Annotated in this window: 13 protein-coding genes; 2 read left to right on the forward strand and 11 right to left on the reverse strand. The window is 35.0% G+C overall.

Going from position 1 to position 19,364, the window contains the following annotated elements; all coding sequences use genetic code 11:
* Positions 1–160 precede the first annotated feature (160 nt).
* Positions 161–1,189 (forward strand): LacI family DNA-binding transcriptional regulator, encoded by a 1,029-nt coding sequence (locus ACNQGN_RS05135; protein WP_417986777.1) that lies wholly within the window; start codon positions 161–163, stop codon positions 1,187–1,189.
* A 38-nt stretch (positions 1,190–1,227) separates the two neighbouring features.
* Here ACNQGN_RS05135 and queG read toward each other — a convergent pair whose 3' ends face one another.
* The 10 genes from queG to ACNQGN_RS05185 form a co-directional block, all read right to left on the reverse strand.
* On the reverse strand, positions 1,228–2,151 hold the full coding sequence (gene queG, locus ACNQGN_RS05140) for a tRNA epoxyqueuosine(34) reductase QueG (RefSeq protein ID WP_417986850.1): 924 nt from the start codon (positions 2,149–2,151) through the stop codon (positions 1,228–1,230).
* A gap of 93 nt (positions 2,152–2,244) precedes the next feature.
* Positions 2,245–3,267, reverse strand: coding sequence for a Holliday junction branch migration DNA helicase RuvB (ruvB, locus tag ACNQGN_RS05145; RefSeq protein ID WP_417986778.1), 1,023 nt, complete (start codon positions 3,265–3,267; stop codon positions 2,245–2,247).
* A 193-nt stretch (positions 3,268–3,460) separates the two neighbouring features.
* Positions 3,461–5,257: a cytochrome c oxidase subunit I gene (locus ACNQGN_RS05150; RefSeq protein WP_417986779.1), complete on the reverse strand. Its 1,797-nt coding sequence runs from the start codon at positions 5,255–5,257 to the stop codon at positions 3,461–3,463.
* 29 nt (positions 5,258–5,286) lie between these two features.
* Positions 5,287–6,441, reverse strand: a complete 1,155-nt coding sequence (locus ACNQGN_RS05155; RefSeq protein ID WP_417986780.1) for a cytochrome c oxidase subunit II — start codon at positions 6,439–6,441, stop codon at positions 5,287–5,289.
* A gap of 19 nt (positions 6,442–6,460) precedes the next feature.
* The gene (locus ACNQGN_RS05160; RefSeq protein ID WP_417986781.1) at positions 6,461–7,813 is read right to left on the reverse strand and encodes a quinol:cytochrome C oxidoreductase; all 1,353 of its coding nucleotides are present in this window, start codon (positions 7,811–7,813) and stop codon (positions 6,461–6,463) included.
* A 27-nt stretch (positions 7,814–7,840) separates the two neighbouring features.
* Positions 7,841–8,386 (reverse strand): c-type cytochrome, encoded by a 546-nt coding sequence (locus ACNQGN_RS05165; protein WP_417986782.1) that lies wholly within the window; start codon positions 8,384–8,386, stop codon positions 7,841–7,843.
* Positions 8,387–8,394: 8 nt separating this feature from the next.
* Positions 8,395–8,919 (reverse strand): DUF3341 domain-containing protein, encoded by a 525-nt coding sequence (locus tag ACNQGN_RS05170; RefSeq protein WP_417986783.1) that lies wholly within the window; start codon positions 8,917–8,919, stop codon positions 8,395–8,397.
* Positions 8,912–10,315 (reverse strand): NrfD/PsrC family molybdoenzyme membrane anchor subunit, encoded by a 1,404-nt coding sequence (gene nrfD / locus ACNQGN_RS05175; protein WP_314898424.1) that lies wholly within the window; start codon positions 10,313–10,315, stop codon positions 8,912–8,914. The genes ACNQGN_RS05170 and nrfD overlap by 8 nt, the downstream gene beginning before the upstream one ends.
* A 38-nt stretch (positions 10,316–10,353) precedes the next feature.
* The gene (locus ACNQGN_RS05180; RefSeq protein WP_417986784.1) at positions 10,354–13,410 is read right to left on the reverse strand and encodes a TAT-variant-translocated molybdopterin oxidoreductase; all 3,057 of its coding nucleotides are present in this window, start codon (positions 13,408–13,410) and stop codon (positions 10,354–10,356) included.
* A gap of 29 nt (positions 13,411–13,439) precedes the next feature.
* Complete coding sequence (locus ACNQGN_RS05185) at positions 13,440–14,771, reverse strand: c-type cytochrome (protein ID WP_417986785.1); 1,332 nt, start codon at positions 14,769–14,771, stop codon at positions 13,440–13,442.
* Between the two features lie 218 nt (positions 14,772–14,989).
* Here ACNQGN_RS05185 and ACNQGN_RS05190 point away from each other — a divergent pair, with 218 nt between their 5' ends.
* The gene (locus tag ACNQGN_RS05190) at positions 14,990–15,379 is read left to right on the forward strand and encodes an SPOR domain-containing protein (protein ID WP_417986786.1); all 390 of its coding nucleotides are present in this window, start codon (positions 14,990–14,992) and stop codon (positions 15,377–15,379) included.
* A gap of 1,043 nt (positions 15,380–16,422) precedes the next feature.
* Here the strand turns inward: ACNQGN_RS05190 and infB are convergent.
* Positions 16,423–19,350, reverse strand: a complete 2,928-nt coding sequence (gene infB / locus ACNQGN_RS05195; protein WP_417986787.1) for a translation initiation factor IF-2 — start codon at positions 19,348–19,350, stop codon at positions 16,423–16,425.
* Positions 19,351–19,364 lie beyond the last annotated feature (14 nt).

Here is a 19,364-nt window from a genome sequence, read left to right on the forward strand (position 1 = left end):
TAAAAAAAACAGAAATATAATAAAAATTAATACCTTGTAAAAGAATATATGAAAGCATAGTCATTTTTCATAAACATAAAAGAAAGGCTCATTAAGTCTTAAAAGAGAAGCTGTTTCTAAAAAATATTTTTATAAAATTAAATACATAGAAATCCGATTCATGAAAGACATCACTCTTAAAGAAATTGCAACGAAATTAGGTATTTCGATAACAACTGTTTCAAAAGCTTTGAAAAACTACCCAGATGTTAGTGCAAAAACGAAACAAGCAGTAATTGATCTTGCCCAAAATCTACACTATACTCCTAACAGTTTTGCTGTAAATCTAAGAACAAAGGAATCAAAAACTATTGGTTTAATTATTCCTGAAGTAGTACATCATTTTTTCTCAAATGTGGTAAATGCCATCATTGATGAAGCCGAAAAAAATGGTTATTTAGTTATTATTTTACAATCGAACGAATCATTAACTCTAGAGAAAAAGCAGGTAGAACTTTTGATCAAAAAAAGAGTTGATGGCATAATTATTTCACTTTCCAATGAGTCAAATAATGATGATCATTTAAAAGAAATCATCGACAGGAACATTCCTTTTGTCATGTTTGATAAAATCAACAAATTAATCAACTGTTCAAAAGTAATTATAGATGACCAAAAAGCTGCATTTAATGCTGTTCAGCACTTAATTACTACTGGCTGTAAAAAAATCGCTCACATTCGCGGCCCTTTAAATCCACAAAATTCAATTGACCGTTACATTGGATATAAGAAAGCATTAGAAAAAAGCAATATCCCTTTTGATGCCAGATTAGTTTACACATGCGAAACCGTGACTTTTCAAGAAGGATTAGATTTTGCAAAACAAATACTACATGACCACCCTGATGTTGATGGTATATTTGCAGTTACAGATTTGGTTGCAGTGGGCGTATTATCTTATTTCAATGACCATAAAATTAAAGTTCCACAACAAGTTTCGGTAATTGGTTTCAGCAATTGGTTTATGTCACAAGTCCTAACACCTAAATTGAGTACTATAGATCAGCCAAGTCACGAAATGGGAATTGAGTCTTTTAACTTACTATTAGAAGAAATGAATTGTCATAAAGAAGACATTCCATTTATACCAAGAACTATTGAATTACCAACAAATATTATTATACGAGAATCTACTATCAAATCTAATTAACTTCATCTAACTTAAAGTCAGTCAATTAGAAACTGGATTTATTGTAAAAAATCAATGTTTCGCTTAATTCCCTGAAATTTTGCTCTTTTAAGAGGCGAATTTTTAAACACAATTTTAAATGTTTCTTCAGTAACGTCTTTCCAGTCTTTTTTGGACATCGAAAGCAATTCTGGATTTGGATTTAACAACGGTTCACTATGTGCTTTTGAAAACTTATTCCATGGACAAACATCCTGGCATACGTCACAACCAAAAGCCCAATCATCAAATTTTCCTTTCATTTCTTGTGGAATATTTTCTTTTAGCTCTATTGTAAAATAAGAAATGCATTTACTGCCATCCACAATATACGGTGCCACAATCGCTTCCGTTGGACAAGCGTCAATACAAGCCGTACAAGTTCCACAATGATCTGTTGTAGCATTATCATATTCTAATTCTAAGTCGATAATAAGCTCGGCAATAAAGTAAAAAGATCCTGTTTTCTGAGTCAACAAATTACTGTTTTTACCGACCCATCCTAAACCACTTTTTGCAGCCCAAGCTTTATCGAGCACCGGCGCAGAATCTACAAAAGCACGTCCTGAAACTTCACCTATAGTTGCTTGAATAGAAAATAAAAATTCTTTAAGTTTTTCTTTAATTACAAAATGATAATCCTGCCCATAGGCATACTTTGAAATCTTATACGAATCAGCATTTTGAATCTGTTCCGGAAAATAATTTAATAAAAGAGAAACAACGCTTTTCGCATCATCAACCAGTAAAGTAGGATTTAAGCGTTTGTCAAAATGGCTTTCCATGTATGCCATTTCACCATTTCTTTTATTAGTAAGCCAAGCTTCTAACCGAGGCGCTTCCTCCTCTAAAAACCCGGCCTTAGAAATACCACATGACAAAAAACCGAGACGTTTAGCTTCGGCTTTAATGAACTGAGTGTATTTAGATTTGTGAATAATGATACAAAAGTTAAAATTAATAGTTTATCAAACTCCTGACAGAAGTGCCAAAACTATCTCATATTTTTAATAGCCAGCTGAAAAAAGTTCCTAAAATTAAAACAAGCCGCCTTGAATATTTGTATTTAATTTTCCTAAATGTTTATAAGCTTTATCGGTAACTTCCCTACCTCTAGGGGTCCTCATGATAAACCCTTCTTGAATAAGAAACGGTTCGTATACTTCTTCTATTGTTTCGCTACTTTCGGATACGGCTGTTGCCAAAGTTGACAAACCTACGGGTCCGCCCTTGAACTTTTCAATAATTGTTGTAAGTATTTTATTGTCCATTTCATCTAATCCATGAGCATCTACGTTAAGTGCTTTTAGTGCATAACGGGCAATTTCAATATCAATTTTACCATTGCCTTTTATTTGCGCAAAATCACGAACACGACGCAATAATGCATTGGCAATACGTGGCGTCCCTCTACTTCTACCTGCAATTTCAATCGCTGCTTCCATAGTGATAGGCATTTTGAATATGGCAGCGCTTCGTTCCACGATTGTGGTTAATAGCTCCGTAGTATAATATTGCAACCGTGATGATATTCCAAAGCGGGCTCTCATGGGAGCGGTTAAGAGTCCGGAGCGCGTCGTAGCACCAATTAATGTAAATGGGTTTAAATTAATTTGAACCGTCCGAGCATTTGGCCCAGATTCAATCATTATATCAATCTTGAAGTCTTCCATTGCCGAATACAGATATTCTTCAACTATGGGACTTAAACGATGAATTTCATCAATAAACAATACATCCCGCTCTTCAAGATTAGTTAACAAACCTGCTAAATCCCCAGGCTTGTCTAAAACGGGTCCTGAAGTAATTTTTATCCCTACTTGCAGCTCATTAGCAAGAATATTGGCCAAAGTAGTTTTTCCTAAACCTGGAGGACCATGAAAAAGGGTATGGTCAAGTGCTTCATTTCTCTGATTTGCTGCCTGAACAAAAACTTTTAAGTTTTCTAATATCTGGTCTTGACCAGCAAAATCATCAAATGAAAGCGGCCTTAATCTTTTTTCCAGATCAAGTTCTTCTGCATTATAACCGTTTGCTGTTGGGTCTAAATTCTCATTCATTTAACAAAGATAAAGAAAGTATTTAGTTTGGAAGAATTCCGCCTAAAGACTTTACCAAAATTGTCCATGAAAAGCAATTATGGATTGCTCCTGACAAACACCTTTGCTATTGGTACTACTTCTTAGAAAAACCCATACCGACAAATCATAAAAAAAGCCCCTACTTTCGTAGCGGCTAAATATTATATTAAGATTAGTGATGTAATACTTCTTCACCTTCTTTCATTGGTACATTTTGAGGTACAAAATCAACATCGTGTGCTGGATTACTGTAATCATAAGGCCAACGGTATACTTCAGGAATTTCTCCTGGCCAGTTACCGTGCATATGCTCTACAGGCGCAGTCCATTCAAGAGTATTAGATTTCCAAGGATTTTGAACCGATTTTTTTCCGTAAAAAATACTACTGAAAAAATTGTATAAAAACACCAATTGAAAAGCTCCACCAATCAAAGCGAATGTAGTTATAAGAACGTTTACATTTTGTAAATCATCAAATAATGGAAAGTTTGTATTTGTATAATAACGTCTTGGCAAACCAGCTAATCCTATAAAGTGCATTGGAAAAAACACACCGTAAGCACAAACTGCCGTTACCCAAAAGTGAACATACCCCAGATTCTTATTAAGCATTCTTCCATACATTTTTGGAAACCAGTGATAAATACCGGCAAACATACCATAAAGAGCAGAAATACCCATTACTAAGTGAAAGTGAGCAACAACAAAATACGTATCGTGAACATTGATGTCCAATGTACTATCTCCAAGGATAATACCCGTCAAACCACCTGTTATAAAAGTAGAAACTAAACCAATTGAAAACAACATGGCCGGATTCAATTGTAAATTTCCTTTCCAAAGTGTTGTAATATAATTAAAGGCTTTTACAGCAGAAGGAATAGCAATCAACAAAGTTGTAAATGTAAATACAGACCCTAAGAATGGATTCATTCCTGATATGAACATATGATGCCCCCAAACAATTGTTGACAAGAATGCAATTGCTAAAATTGACATAATCATCGCTCTGTATCCAAAAATTGGTTTACGAGAGTTAGTAGCAATAACTTCAGATGTAATACCCAAAGCAGGTAATAATACAATATAAACTTCAGGATGTCCTAAAAACCAAAATAAGTGTTCAAACAAAACTGGAGAACCACCTTGATAATGCAATACTTCACCAGCAATATAAATATCAGATAAGAAGAACGATGTTCCAAAGCTTCTGTCAAAAATCAACAACAAAGCAGCTGACAATAAAACTGGAAAAGAAACAATACCAATGATTGCAGTAACGAAGAAAGCCCAAATAGTAAGTGGCAATCTTGTCATAGACATTCCTTTAGTTCTAAGATTGATAACTGTAACTACATAGTTTAAAGATCCCATTAGTGAAGATGCAATAAATATAGCCATAGAAACTAACCATAAAGTCATACCCATTCCTGAACCTGGAATTGCTTGTGGCAACGCACTTAACGGCGGATAAATAGTCCAACCAGCTGACGCTGGTCCAGCCTCTACGAATAATGAACAAACCATGATTACACTTGATAAAAAGAATAACCAATAAGAAATCATATTCATAAAACCAGATGCCATATCCCGCGCACCAATCTGAAGTGGAATCAATAAATTACTAAAAGTTCCGCTCAATCCGGCGGTAAGAACGAAAAACACCATTATCGTTCCGTGAATTGTTACTAATGCCAAATAAATATCATTAGCCATAACTCCATTTGGAGCAAATTTATCACCAAGTAAAATATTAAATATTTTAAATGATTCTTCTGGCCATGCCAATTGCATTCTAAAAAGCATAGACATACCAACACCAATAACCCCCATAATTATACCAGTTAAAAGGTATTGTTTGGCAATCATCTTGTGATCAATACTAAAGATATATTTAGTAATGAAAGTGTCTTTATGGTGATGTTCGTGTTCGTGATCGTGTCCGTGATCGTGACCTTCTGCTGACATATATGTATACTTTAAATTTTTCTTAATAATTATTTCATAGCTATTTTAACAACAGCTGCGGAGTCTTTGGTACCTGTAGAATCTGTACCTGTTCCTCCTTCAACGGGAGCCGGTTCAGTGGCAGTTTTCACCTCTTGTACTAAAGTTGCTTTATCACTTAACCATTTTTTATAATCTTCCGGAGTATCTACAATAATCTTCATTTGCATATTGTAATGAGATGCCCCACATATTTTATTACACAACAACAAGTAGTCAAAAGTATATGGATCAAGTGCCGTTTCTCCTTTAGCTACCAACTCAATACTTTTTTTAGATCTTAGCGTATTTATTTTAGATACTTTTTCCACCATAAAAGGTAACTCTCTATATTCGGCTGTTGTATAAATTGGCGTAAATGCAAATTCAGTAACCATTCCAGGAACACAGTTCATCTGAGCTCTAAAATGTGGCATATAAGCAGAATGCAAAACATCTTGTGAACGCATTTTAAAATGCACTTTTTTGCCTTTAGGGATATGTAATTCCGTTACAACAATGTCATCTTGCGAATATGGATCAGACAAATCAACACCTACTGAGTTAGCACCTTCAATAAATCTAACATTAGCCTTACCTAATACATTATCATTTCCTGAATATCTAGCTTTCCAGTTAAATTGTTGTGCATACAATTCTATAACAATAGTATCTTCGTCTTCATCAACAAACATAATATTTGTCCAAGCATACAAACCATAAAGAATTAAACCTGCAAGAACAACAGCCGGAATAACACTCCAGATTGCTTCTAGTTTATTGTTGTCTGCAAAATATAATGCTTTTTGATCCTTTTTACCTCTGTATTTAAACGCAAAATAATGTAAAAGAACTTGAGTAATTGCTTGAACAATAAAAATCAAGACCCATGTAATATTCATAAGACTATCTACAAGTGTTCCATGCTCTGAAGCAGGTGTATGAAGAACAAGCGGACCCCATTTAAACAATCCGTAGATTGTAAAAATATAAATGAATGCCAAGAAACCAAACATTAAATAACCTTGTACATTGTTATCATTATCAGTAGCTACTTGAGAACTGTCCGAATTTGAACCTACTTGCGTAAGGTCGAATATTTTCGTCAATTGCCACAAAGCAACAGCTAATAAAACTAAAACTATAATTACCAACAAACTTGTCATCTGTTTTTTTCTTTAAATATTAATAATGAAAATGTTTACTTTCTTCTATAAATGGATTTCTTTTTGGCAACAAAGGAGCTTTAGTCAATGCTGTAAAAACAACATAAATAAATAATCCTAGAAAGAAAAGAACCGATGCAATTTCTGAAATTCCGATAAACCATCTATCTCCTACTGTTCCTGGCATTATCATATTAAAGAAATCTATATAATGTCCTAGTAATATTACAATACCTGCCATTACTAGTACCCATGTAATTCTTTTGAAATCTGTATTTATCAAAATCAAAATTGGAAACAAGAAGTTCATCACAACAGCACCAAAGAAAGGAAGATTATACAATTGTATTCTTGTTATAAAGTAAGTTACCTCTTCTGGAATATTCGCGTACCATATTAACATGAATTGTGAAAACCATAAGTAAGTCCAAAAAACACTTATTCCAAACATAAATTTAGCTAAATCATGGATATGACTTGTATTAACATGTTCTAAATATCCTCTTGATTTTAAATACAATGTCACCATAGTAATCATAGTGATACCACTTACAAAAAAACTGGCAAAAACATACCATCCAAATAATGTACTAAACCAATGAGGGTCAATAGACATAATCCAATCCCAAGACATAATAGATTCTGATACAATAAAGAACACTAAAAATCCTGCAGATATTTTAAAATTCTTTTTGTACAAATTGTCATCTATAGCTTCATCCTGCGCTAAACAATTTTTAGTAGAATAATAACGGTATAAATTCCATCCAAATAAAAATATAGCCGCTCTAACAATCCAAAAAGGAAAATTTAAATACCCCGCTTTCGTTTGGATTATTTTATCGTGAGCTACAACTTCAGGATCTAACCAAATAAACAAATGATTAAAATGCAAACCACATAATATCAGGAAAATAAAAAACAAAACCGATCCTACCGGTAAATAAGCTGTTATACCTTGCATTACTCTGAACAAAACTGGAGACCACCCCGCTTGTGCTACTTGTTGAATAGCATAAAAAGCTAGAACACCCATTGACATAAGCAAGAAAAAAATACAAGCGACATATAATGCGGCCCATGGCTTATTCTGCAGTTGATGCAAAACATGAGTTAAATGTTCTTTGTGCTCAGTAGCTTCTTTAGCATGACTTGCTTCTTTGTGCTCAGCTGTCACTTCATTTTCTTTGTGAGAAGAATTTGAAACTTCATGCTGAACTTCACCATGACCACCATGACTATCAGCAGCAAGCAGATTCTCAACTTCTTGAATATCTTTTGGTGCAGTTAAAAAACCATATCCAATTCCCAAAAGACCAACAGCCATTAAGATGAAAGAAAAAGTTTTTAATTTACTTGAAAATGTATACATATCTATTACGATCAGTTTGTTCAACAATTATAATTCGCTTTTTAGTTTTAGAACATAGTCAGTAACTAACCATCGTTCATGGGCACTCAATTGATTAGCGTGTGAACCCATTGCATTTAAACCATACGTTATTACATGGAAGACACTTCCTTCTGTAATTGGTCTATCAGCATAGCTTGGTACCCCAAGAAATTTTTCTCTTTCAACTAATTTACCTTTACCATTTCCAGTTGCACCATGACAACTTACACAATAAATTTCAAAAAGTGCTTTCCCCTCTTCAGAATTAGTATTCAAAGAATCTAATGGTGACTTAAGATTGGCTTTTGCCAATTCATAACCAGCAGTAGAATTTTCATAATCATAAACTTCAAATCCTCTGTTTATAGTTCCTGACACAGGAAGCTGACCTACTTTACCATTGTTAAATGCATCCGATTCAGAATAAGTTTCATACCCAACTGACTCATACATATTTGGAAAATACTGATAGTTTGGCGCTGCATTATTATGACAAGACGCGACTAAAATAGTTAAACCAAATAAAAGTGTTATTTTATATATCCTTTTCATAGCTATGATTACTGCTTTTCTATTACTTTAACTTCTACTGCTCCTGTATTTTTGAAAAATGAAACTAACTCTTCTTCATTATCATTAATAGCAACTTCCATCAAAAAATGATCATCTGTTGTTCTCACGTCTGGATTCTCAGCTTCCTTGAATGGCCATAATTTACTTCTCATATAAAAAGTAATAACCATTAAATGCGCAGCAAAGAAAACCGTTTCTTCAAACATAATCGGCACGAACGCCGGCATATTTTCTATATAACTAAAACTTGGTTTACCACCAATATCCTGTGGCCAATCCTGAATCATTATATAGTTCATCATCCAAGTTCCAAAAGACAAACCAATCAATCCATAAATAAAAGCACAGATAGCTAATCTTGTAGGAGCAAGCCCCATCGCTTTATCCAAACCGTGTACCGGAAAAGGAGTAAAAACTTCTTCAATATGATGATGTGCTGCACGCGTTTTTTTAACGGCATCCATCAATATATCATCGTCATTGTATATGGCGTATATTACTTTATTACTCATGATGTAAATCTTTATTTGCTTCTCTTTCTCTTTTATAATTATCTCCAGTCCCTTTTAATATTGTTTTTACTTCCGCTTGAGCAATTACCGGGAATGTTCTAGAATATAATAAAAACAAAACAAAGAAGAAACCTATTGTTCCAATAAAAATACCAATATCCACGAATGTTGGTGAGAACATTGTCCAAGAAGATGGTAAGTAATCTCTATGTAAGGAAGTTACAATAATTACAAATCTTTCAAACCACATTCCAATATTTACAACAATTGAAATTATAAAAGAAAACATAATACTTGTTCTCAATTTTTTGAACCACATAAATTGTGGCGAAAATACATTACATGTCATCATTGACCAATATGCCCACCAGTAAGGTCCGGTAGCTCTGTTTAAGAAAGCATATTGTTCGTATTCCACACCAGAGTACCAAGCAATAAATAGCTCAGTAATATAGGCAACACCCACGATAGAACCTGTAATCATAATTACAATATTCATTAACTCTATGTGTTGTATTGTGATATACCCTTCTAAATTAGATACTTTTCTCATAATTATAAGCAAAGTATTTACCATCGCAAATCCAGAGAAAACCGCTCCAGCAACAAAGTACGGAGGAAAGATTGTAGTATGCCATCCAGGAATAACTGAAGTAGCAAAGTCCATGGATACAATAGTGTGTACAGAAAGTACAAGTGGAGTAGCTAAACCTGCAAGAACCAAAGAAACTTCTTCAAAACGCTGCCAGTCTTTTGCTCTACCACTCCATCCAAAACTTAGAATTGAATACACTCTTTTGTTAAAAGGAGTTATTGCTCTGTCACGTAACATGGCAAAATCAGGCAGTAAACCAGTCCACCAGAAAACTAATGAAACAGAAAGGTACGTTGAAATTGCAAATACATCCCAAAGTAATGGCGAGTTAAAGTTTACCCAAAGCGAACCGAATTGATTCGGAATTGGTAAAACCCAATACGCTAACCATGGACGACCCATGTGAATAATTGGAAATAGACCCGCTTGAATAACGGAGAAAATTGTCATTGCTTCTGCAGAACGGTTAATAGCCATTCTCCAACGTTGACGGAAAAGTAATAATACAGCAGAAATTAACGTTCCTGCGTGGCCAATACCAACCCACCAAACAAAGTTCGTGATATCCCAAGCCCAACCAACTGTTTTATTTAATCCCCATGTTCCAATACCTGTAGATACGGTGTAAATTATACAGCCTAATCCCCATAGGAAGGCTATTAATGCGATTGAAAACACAATCCACCAATGTTTGTTTGCTTTACCCTCAACAGGTGCAGCTACATCTACAGTTACATCGTGATATGATTTATCACCTATAACTAAAGGTTTTCTAATGGTTGCTTCGTAGTGAGACGACATAATCCTTTATATTGATTCTTAATTAATTATTTTTTGTACTAGGTATTTCTAACTTTAACGTGATAAATCACATTTGGTTTTGTTCCAACATGCTCCAATAAATGATACATTCTATCATCAGCAGCTAATTTAGTCACTTCTGCTTCTTTATCATTTACATCACCAAATACCATTGCTCCAGTAGAACAAGCACTTGAACATGCAGTTTGGAATTCACCATCTACGATTGCTCTTCCTTCTCTTTTTGCTTTTAAAATTGTTGCCTGCGTCATTTGAATACACATAGAACATTTTTCCATAACACCACGTGAACGAACATTAACATCTGGATTTAATACCATACGTCCTAAATCATCATTCATATGATAATCGAATTCACTGTTTTTGTTATATAAAAACCAGTTAAAACGACGCACTTTGTAAGGACAGTTGTTAGCACAGTAACGCGTACCAACACATCTGTTATACGCCATATGATTTTGACCTTGACGACCATGTGAAGTTGCAGCAACTGGACAAACCGTTTCGCAAGGCGCATGATTACAATGTTGACACATTACAGGTTGAAAAGAAACTTGTGGGTTATCACCCGCTTTTTCCATTTCATTAAATGTAGATAATGAACTTGATAAACCAGCTATATTTTCTTTTCTTTCATTATCTCCTTCGAATGTACTTTCAGATGAATAATATCTATCGATACGCAACCAGTGCATGTCACGACTTCTTCTGACTTCTGACTTCCCAACAACTGGAACGTTATTTTCTGCATGACAAGCAATTACACAAGCACCACAGCCGGTACAAGCATTTAAGTCGATAGAAAGATTAAAATGATGTCCGATAGAACGGTCAAAAGAATCCCATAAATCAACTTTAGTTGCTTCTACTTCTTTGTGATCTAACGACACCATTGGTTGTTCGTTCCACTCTTTAGCATCTTTTGTATTGAATATCTCCAAAGAAGTTTCTTTAATAATATCCCCTCTTCCCATCAATGTTTTCTGACCTTGAACACAAGCAAACTCGTGTTCTCCTCCAGCTTTCACCAATGTAATAGACTGTACATTATTGAAACCTTTATATAAAGAATAGGCATTTAAACCTACCATCATTTCTTCTTTCAAAGCCGCTTTACGACCATATCCTAAAGCTAAACCAACAGTCCCAACAGCTTGACCAGGTTGAACAATTACTGGAACATTTTCTAATTTAATTCCATCTGCAGTAGTTATAGTAGCGTAGCTTCCGTTTAAACCACCATTAGCAACAATTTCATTAGACAATTCGTATTTCTTAGCATCAGCATTCGAAACAGTAACATAATTATCCCAAGAAACTCTTGTAATTGGATCTGGAAACTCTTGCAGCCAAGGGTTATTAGCTTGCTGTCCATCTCCCATACCTGTTTTAGTATACAAAACAAGCTCTAATCCTTCAGTTGCTTTTGATTGCGCTAAAGCGTTTGCAGCAGCACTATAATCGGCAGAACCTGCAGATACCGTTGGCACAACACCAACAAAAATACCATCATGTAATACTTTATTCCAAGAAGAACCTGCGATTAATGTTGAAGCATTAGCTTTAATATAATCATAGAATGTTCCTGAAACACCGTTTAAGGATAATAAAATATCTTGAAATTGCTTAGTCTTGAAAAGAGGACGAATCGTAGGCTGTGTTATTCCGTAAGTACCTTTGGTAATACTAACATCATTCCATGATTCTAAATAATGAGGAACTGCAGCTGCAATCGTACTTACTAGAGCAGTTTCATCTTCTTTTAAAGAAAATGATACAGATGTTTTTACTTTTTTAAGCCCCTCAACAAAAGAAGCACTATCGGCTAAAGTATACACTGGATTAACACCACTCATAATTAAAGTATGAACACTTCCTGCCTTCATATCCTTAATTAATTGAGCCACTTTTTCGTTAGATCCTTTTCTTATTTGTCTTGTACCAGAAGCATTAAAAGCTTCACTTGCCAACACCTGATTGATCGCTAAAACTAATAATTGAGCATTTTTGTCCTGAATACCAGAAACCAACACTCCTTTTGAACCGGCAGCTGTTAATTGTTGAGCTGCTTTTGTTACTTCCGCTTTAAAATTCCCATCTAAACTTACTGCAACTGCAGAACCAGTCACAATATTATAAATGTGCACTAATGCTTGTTTTTGATTAGCGGTTGACATTGGCACACGCTTATCAGCGGCAGCACCAGACAAAGTCATATTAGCTTCTAGTTGAAAATGACGAGACATTTTTCCGTTTTTCGGAATTCTACCTTGAGCATAACCAGAATCATAACCTCCACCTTGCCAATCTCCAAGAAAATCTGCACCAACAGAAACTATAAGAGAAGCTTTTGAAAAATCATAATCTACCAAAGCTCTTTCACCGTAAACCGCTTCAAATGCATCAAGTGCCTCAGAAGAAGATACAGCATCGTAAACTACATGTTTTGAGTTTGGGTTTTTAGCGATAAAATCTCCAATTAACTTTTCAGTTGACGGACTCGCTAATGTATTTGTTAACAAGACAATTTGACCACCATTTGCTTTGGCCTCATCAATACTTGACTTAATTTTTGAATCAACAACAGACCAAGCTACATCTTTACCTTCCATTTTTGGCTCCTTCAAACGCATGCTATCATATAATGATAAGATAGACGCGTGAATTCTTGCATTGGCAGTAAATTTTGCTCCAGTAATAGTATTATTATCTATTTTAATAGGACGCCCTTCACGTGTTTTAACTAAAAGGTTTGCAAAATCAAAACCGTCAAAAACAGAAGTTGCATAATAATCTGCTACTCCAGGAATAATTTGCTCTGGTTGCAACACGTAAGGTATTGACTTATGCACAGGTCCTTCGCAAGCCGCAAGCGTAGCTGCCGCAGTACTAAATCCAACGTACTTTAAAAAATCACGACGTGTTGTAGAAGAAGACGACAATGCATCATTATTTCCTAAAAATTCATCTGTAGGAATTTCTTCAACAAATTCGTTGTTTTTAAGCGCCTCAACAATAGAACTATTTCCGTCTAGTTCTTCAACACTTTTCCAGTATTTTTTGTTTGATGACATATATAAATATTAAAATCTTAATAATTTGATTAATAGTGACATTTACCGCATTCTAAACCTCCCATTTGTGCTGCAGTCAATTTTTCTACACCATATTTTTTAGAAAGCTGTTCATGGATTTTAGTATAATACTCATTGCCTTCCATCTTAACATCTGTTTTTCTGTGGCAATCTACACACCAACCCATTGTAAGCGGAGCGAATTGTTTTTGAATCTCGTATTCCTGAACAGGACCATGACAAGTCTGACATTCTATACCAGCAACCGTAACGTGTTGCGAGTGATTAAAATAAACGAAATCAGGTAAATTATGAATTCGAACCCATTTTACCGGTTGTGTTTTTCCAGTATACGTCTGAGTTGTTTTATCCCATCCCACTGCTGTATATAATTTTTGGATTTGCTCATCATAGAACGCCTTGCTGTATTCTGGAGTAGCAGTAGTCTCGGCAACTTCCGAAATGTTTTTATGACAATTCATACAAACATTCAACGAAGGAATACCTGCAGTTTTACTTACTCGCGCAGCAGAGTGACAATATTTACAATTTATTTCATTATCACCAGCATGTATCTTGTGCGAATAATGAATTGGCTGAATTGGCGCATAATCTTGATCAACACCTACCTGCATTAAAAAACCATACACAAAATACGCACCTGACAACAATAGAAAAATTGAAGTAACTAACACCAAAAATTGATTTCTTGCAAATGCCTTCCAAATTGGTAATGTCGGCTCTTTTGGAGCAACTACTATTCCATTTGATTTAGCTACTTTTCGCAATACATTGTTTACCAAAAACAACATTACTACAAGCATTGCCATAACAAGCGCGAGAGCACCTAGAATAACGTTGTTTGAAATACCACCGCTTTCAGTACCAGCAGTACCCGCAGCAGTTGCAGCACCTGCCGCCACCGGAGCTTCCGCTTTTGGTTCAGAAGTATATGCAATAATATTATCAATATCCCCAGTTGACAATTGAGGGAAAGCAGTCATTACTGCTTTATTGTTTTCTTCAAAAACTTTTACAGCCTGAGCGTCTCCAGATTTAATCAAATCAGAGCTATTACTAACCCATTTGTAAATCCACGACATTTCATACTTACCAGACACGCCTCTAAGAGCCGGGCCCGTAGATTTAGCATCCAATTTATGACATGCAGCACAATTTGCATTAAAAAGTTCTTTACCTTTTACAGCATCTCCACCTGTTGCTGCAGCAGGAGCCGCAGACGCATCGACTGCTGCAGGTGCAGCGTCTTGAGCAAATGAAGTTAGAGAGAAAATTAGCGTTAAAGCTAAGCCTAAATATAATTTCCTTGAGATCGAATTATGGTTACCCACCTTTTTCATATAGTATAATGATTATCTACTAAAATTGGTACGGTTTTTTCTATAAACATTTTGAGAAAAAACGAATACATTATTTTAAAACTTGCACAAAAATACGACTTAAGAACTATTCTCAAAACCTTAAAATAGTCTTAAATTCAATTTATATTAATTCTAAATAATATTTATTATTTCCTTTCAATCTATAAATACTACTTTTGTCTAAAAACTATCACATTATGAGAATTTTAACAACTAAAAAAGCCTTTTTTTACGCAGCAACTTTATGCCTCACCGCTAGCTATATAAATGCCCAAGATGCAAATATCTCCGTAAGTCAAGACCCAAAATTCGAACAATTACTAAATGAAAAAAGAAAAACAAACGTTTCAAACGCCGTAAACGACCGGTATAAAATTCAAATTTTTAGCGGAGACAGTGAAAAGGCAAAGAAAACATTGACCGAATTCAAACAAGAATTTAGCGACGTCGACGGAACAATTATATTCAACACCCCGAATTATAAGGTCTGGATTGGGAATTTCAAATCACGCATAGAAGCAGAAAGAAATTTAATAAAGATTAGAAAAAAATACACTAACGTGCATTTGATAAAACCTAACAAGTAGCATAAATTACTCAAAGTCTGCCGCGTGAATACAACTATTCTAAAAACCTTTTTGTAAATCCAGGCTACTATATTGCAGATTTAAAAAACAAGCGATTGTTGAATAGAAGCAATTCTATTCTCAATCGCTTATTTGCTAACACTATTTACTAATAAGACAATGAGTGAAAAGCGACTCCGAAGCCAAGGTGATAAATTAGTTACTGTAAAACTTTACAATCAACAAACCAAGTTACTTCCAAAAACACTCTTCAAATTGTGTCAACTTGTATCGAAGACAAAACCGAATCACTACGATTCTAACACCTTGCATTTTTTGTGTAAATTTGAAATAGAGACTATAAATAAACTATCTATTAGAAAGAACAAACACTCATAACTGTAGCGTCGAAGAAAAGAATCTTGCGATGGGATTGGCTAAAAAAGAAACCCTGGGAAAACAAAAGGAATCATAACTGCCGACATCGAACGAATACTATTCGTGAACTTCACTTGTCTCTGCACAAACATTTACTGATTCAATCATGATTTAATAAAATTTTTGGCAATAAAATCAAATTGTTCATTATCTAAGTTCTTAACCGCTCCAACAAAACGCACACAATTGAACTTAACGGAATAAAAAAACAACCCTCGAAATATAGCATTCAAATAGCATCACTGCATTAGAATAGAAGAAGGCCTCAAAATCTAAAAAAGTGAATACACCTAAAACACACAATCAACACTATCCTTATATACTACAGTAGTCAAATCTAGAATTCACATACTTAATCAGAAATTTCACCATGCTTAATCTAAACGCAATCAATTTGAATATAAATTTTAAGTTACTCTCCTTTCCAAGAAAAATTACGGTTCGGTAATCCAAAAATTATCCCACATTCACTAATACCTTACACCTCCCATTAACAGTTTCAAACTATAATACAGACTGCCTTCCATTATTAGCATCAAAGAAAATCCAACTAATTTATACTGGGTATATTTTAAAACAAAAAAAATCCCGATTTCTCGGGATTTTAATTTTAATATATTGAAATTCTATTTCAATTTCTTTTTAACCGCTACCTCATGGTACGATTCAATAACATCTCTTTCTTCAATATCGTTATAACCTTTTACTTGAATACCACAATCGTATCCTTTAGCTACTTCTTTCACATCGTCTTTGAAACGTTTCAACGCTAACAATTCTCCTGTAAAGACAACAACACCTTCTCTAATGATTCTCATTTTAGCACTTCTGGCAATTTTACCGTCCATTACCATACATCCTGCAATTGAACCAACTTTAGAAATCTTGAAGATCTCTCTAATCTCAGCAGTACCCAAAATTTCTTCTTTCATTTCCGGAGCTAACATTCCCTCCATTGCATCTTTCAAATCATCTATAGCAGCATAGATAATAGAGTAGTAACGGATATCGATTTCCTCTTTATCAGCTAATTGTCTTGCATTTCCAGCAGGACGAACATTAAATCCGATAATAATTGCGTCTGACGCAGAAGCCAACATTACGTCAGTTTCTGTAATAGCACCAACACCTTTATGTATAATATTAATTTGAATCTCTTCAGTAGATAATTTAGAGAACGAATCAGACAATGCTTCAACAGAACCATCAACATCTCCTTTAAGGATAATGTTCAATTCTTTAAATTGACCCAATGCTATTCTACGTCCAATCTCATCTAAAGTAATGTGTCGTTGCGTACGAACAGATTGTTCACGCATCAATTGAGAACGTTTCGAAGCGATTTGTTTCGCTTCTTTTTCGTCTTCAAAAATATTGAACTTATCACCCGCAGTTGCTGCTCCATCAAGACCTAAAACCGAAACCGGTGTCGAAGGGCCTGCAACAGTTACTATATTCCCCCTTTCATCATGCATGGCTTTAATTTTACCATGATGCTTACCAGCCAACATATAATCACCAATTCTCAAAGTTCCATTCTGAACTAATATCGTAGAAACATACCCTTTCCCTTTATCAAGGAAAGCCTCAACAACAGTTCCAGAAGCCGCTTTATTTGGATTTGCTTTCAAATCTAAAAGCTCAGCTTCTAGTAATACTTTTTCTAATAATTCTTTAACACCTGTTCCAACTTTTGCGGAAATATCATGTGATTGAATTTTTCCACCCCAATCTTCTACAAGCAAATTCATTCCCGCTAACCTTTCTTTTACTTTTTCAGGATTAGCATTTGGCTTATCAATTTTATTGATAGCAAATATGATAGGAACACCAGCAGCCTGAGCATGACTTATTGCTTCTTTAGTTTGCGGCATGATATCATCATCAGCAGCAATCACAATAATAGCAATATCGGTAACCTGAGCACCACGAGCACGCATCGCTGTAAAAGCTTCGTGACCCGGTGTATCTAAGAATGCAATTTTTTGACCGTTATCTAAAGTTACTCCATAAGCACCTATATGCTGTGTGATTCCTCCAGATTCACCTGCAATTACATTTTCTTTACGAATGTAATCCAGTAACGAAGTTTTACCGTGATCGACATGTCCCATTACTGTTACAATTGGCGCTCTGAAAACTAAATCTTCTTCTCTATCTTCAACAACCTGAATCGCTTCTTCTATGTCTACTGTAATAAATTCAACTTCATAACCAAATTCGTCAGCAACGATAGTTAAAGTTTCTGCATCAAGACGTTGATTCATGGTAACCATGATTCCAAGTGACATACAAGTACCAATAACTTTAGTAATTGGCACATCCATCATGATAGCAATTTCACCTACAGTTACGAATTCAGTAACCTTAATAGTTTTACTTCCTTCATCAATAGCTCTTTGCTCATCATCAGATTTCTGACGGTGCGTATCTCTTTTATCTCTTCTATATTTAGCCGCTTTAGATTTACCTCCTTTACCTTGTAATTTTTCTAAAGTCTCTCTAATTTGATTTTTAACTTCTTCTTCCGTAGGCTCAACTTTCGCAACAATTGCAGGTCTGTTTCCTTTTACAAAACCAGGTCTTGCACTTCTGTTTGCATTGAATCCGCCACCACCTACATTAGGTGTAATCTTGTTAGGATTTGGAGCACCAGGAACTCCTGGTGTTGCAGGCGGCCTTGGAGCACCCGGCTTAGGAGCAATCCTTTTACGCTTGTTTTTATTTGCATTGGCTGCAGCCGAACCTGGAGCACCCGGTTTATTTGGAGTAATCTTAGGTTCTTCTTTTTTCTTTTTTGGTTTGTTGAATTGAGACAAATCAATTATCTGACCCGTCAAAGTAGTTCCGGATAGTTTTTGATATTGCGTTGTAATGGTTTCATCAACAGGCACCTCATCCGTCTTAACTACCTCAGCTTTTACAATCTCTTTTGGCTCTGCAGCGACTTCTTTAACAGCCTCTGGTTTTACCTCTTTAATTCCAACAACAGGTTTTACCTCTTTCTTGTCTGAAACAACTTTTTCTTCCAAAGGTTTTTCTTGCAAAGGTTTTTCTTGTGATGGCTTTTCTTGCGATGGTATTTCTGCTGAAATTTCTTTTTGAACAGATTTTACCTCAGGAGCTTTTGCCTCTGGAACCTCCGTTTTTTCAACAGCTTTTACAGGCGGAACGACGATAGCTTTCTTTGGATTAAGATCAATCTTACCCACTTGAACAGGACCTGCTATAACCGCTCTCGCTTTTATAACCTCTTGCTGTTTTAGACGCTCTTCCTCTTGTTTACGTTTATCTTCGATTTCTTTCTCTCGCTCTAAACGCAAAGCTTCTTTTTCTTTTCTTTTCTCTTCCCCTACTTCTTTCGAAGCTTCCTTATTCCCTTTGTCACCTGCAAACTGACCGCACAAGACATTGTATACATCATCAGAAATTTTTGTGTTTGGATTTGCCTCAATAGCAATCCCCTTATCTTTTAGATAATCCACAGCTCTTTCCAAAGAAATATTCAATTCCCTTAAAACTTTGTTTATTCTAATAATTCTCTCTTCAGACATAAAACCTTTTTATT

Origin of the sequence: Flavobacterium rhamnosi (assembly GCF_048286515.1) — a bacterium.
Classification (GTDB): Bacteria; Bacteroidota; Bacteroidia; order Flavobacteriales; family Flavobacteriaceae; genus Flavobacterium.

Excerpts from the sequence above, each read along its gene's own strand:
- ACNQGN_RS05155 (WP_417986780.1), bottom strand. The coding sequence starts at position 6,441 with ATGACAAGTTTGTTGGTAATTATAGTTTTAGTTTTATTAGCTGTTGCT.
- nrfD (WP_314898424.1), bottom strand. The coding sequence starts at position 10,315 with ATGTCGTCTCACTACGAAGCAACCATTAGAAAACCTTTAGTTATAGGT.
- ACNQGN_RS05170 (WP_417986783.1), bottom strand. The coding sequence starts at position 8,919 with ATGAGTAATAAAGTAATATACGCCATATACAATGACGATGATATATTG.
- ACNQGN_RS05165 (WP_417986782.1), bottom strand. The coding sequence starts at position 8,386 with ATGAAAAGGATATATAAAATAACACTTTTATTTGGTTTAACTATTTTA.
- ACNQGN_RS05180 (WP_417986784.1), bottom strand. The coding sequence starts at position 13,410 with ATGTCATCAAACAAAAAATACTGGAAAAGTGTTGAAGAACTAGACGGA.
- infB (WP_417986787.1), bottom strand. The coding sequence starts at position 19,350 with ATGTCTGAAGAGAGAATTATTAGAATAAACAAAGTTTTAAGGGAATTG.
- ACNQGN_RS05150 (WP_417986779.1), bottom strand. The coding sequence starts at position 5,257 with ATGTCAGCAGAAGGTCACGATCACGGACACGATCACGAACACGAACAT.
- ACNQGN_RS05135 (WP_417986777.1), top strand. The coding sequence starts at position 161 with ATGAAAGACATCACTCTTAAAGAAATTGCAACGAAATTAGGTATTTCG.
- ruvB (WP_417986778.1), bottom strand. The coding sequence starts at position 3,267 with ATGAATGAGAATTTAGACCCAACAGCAAACGGTTATAATGCAGAAGAA.
- ACNQGN_RS05185 (WP_417986785.1), bottom strand. The coding sequence starts at position 14,771 with ATGAAAAAGGTGGGTAACCATAATTCGATCTCAAGGAAATTATATTTA.
- ACNQGN_RS05190 (WP_417986786.1), top strand. The coding sequence starts at position 14,990 with ATGAGAATTTTAACAACTAAAAAAGCCTTTTTTTACGCAGCAACTTTA.
- ACNQGN_RS05160 (WP_417986781.1), bottom strand. The coding sequence starts at position 7,813 with ATGTATACATTTTCAAGTAAATTAAAAACTTTTTCTTTCATCTTAATG.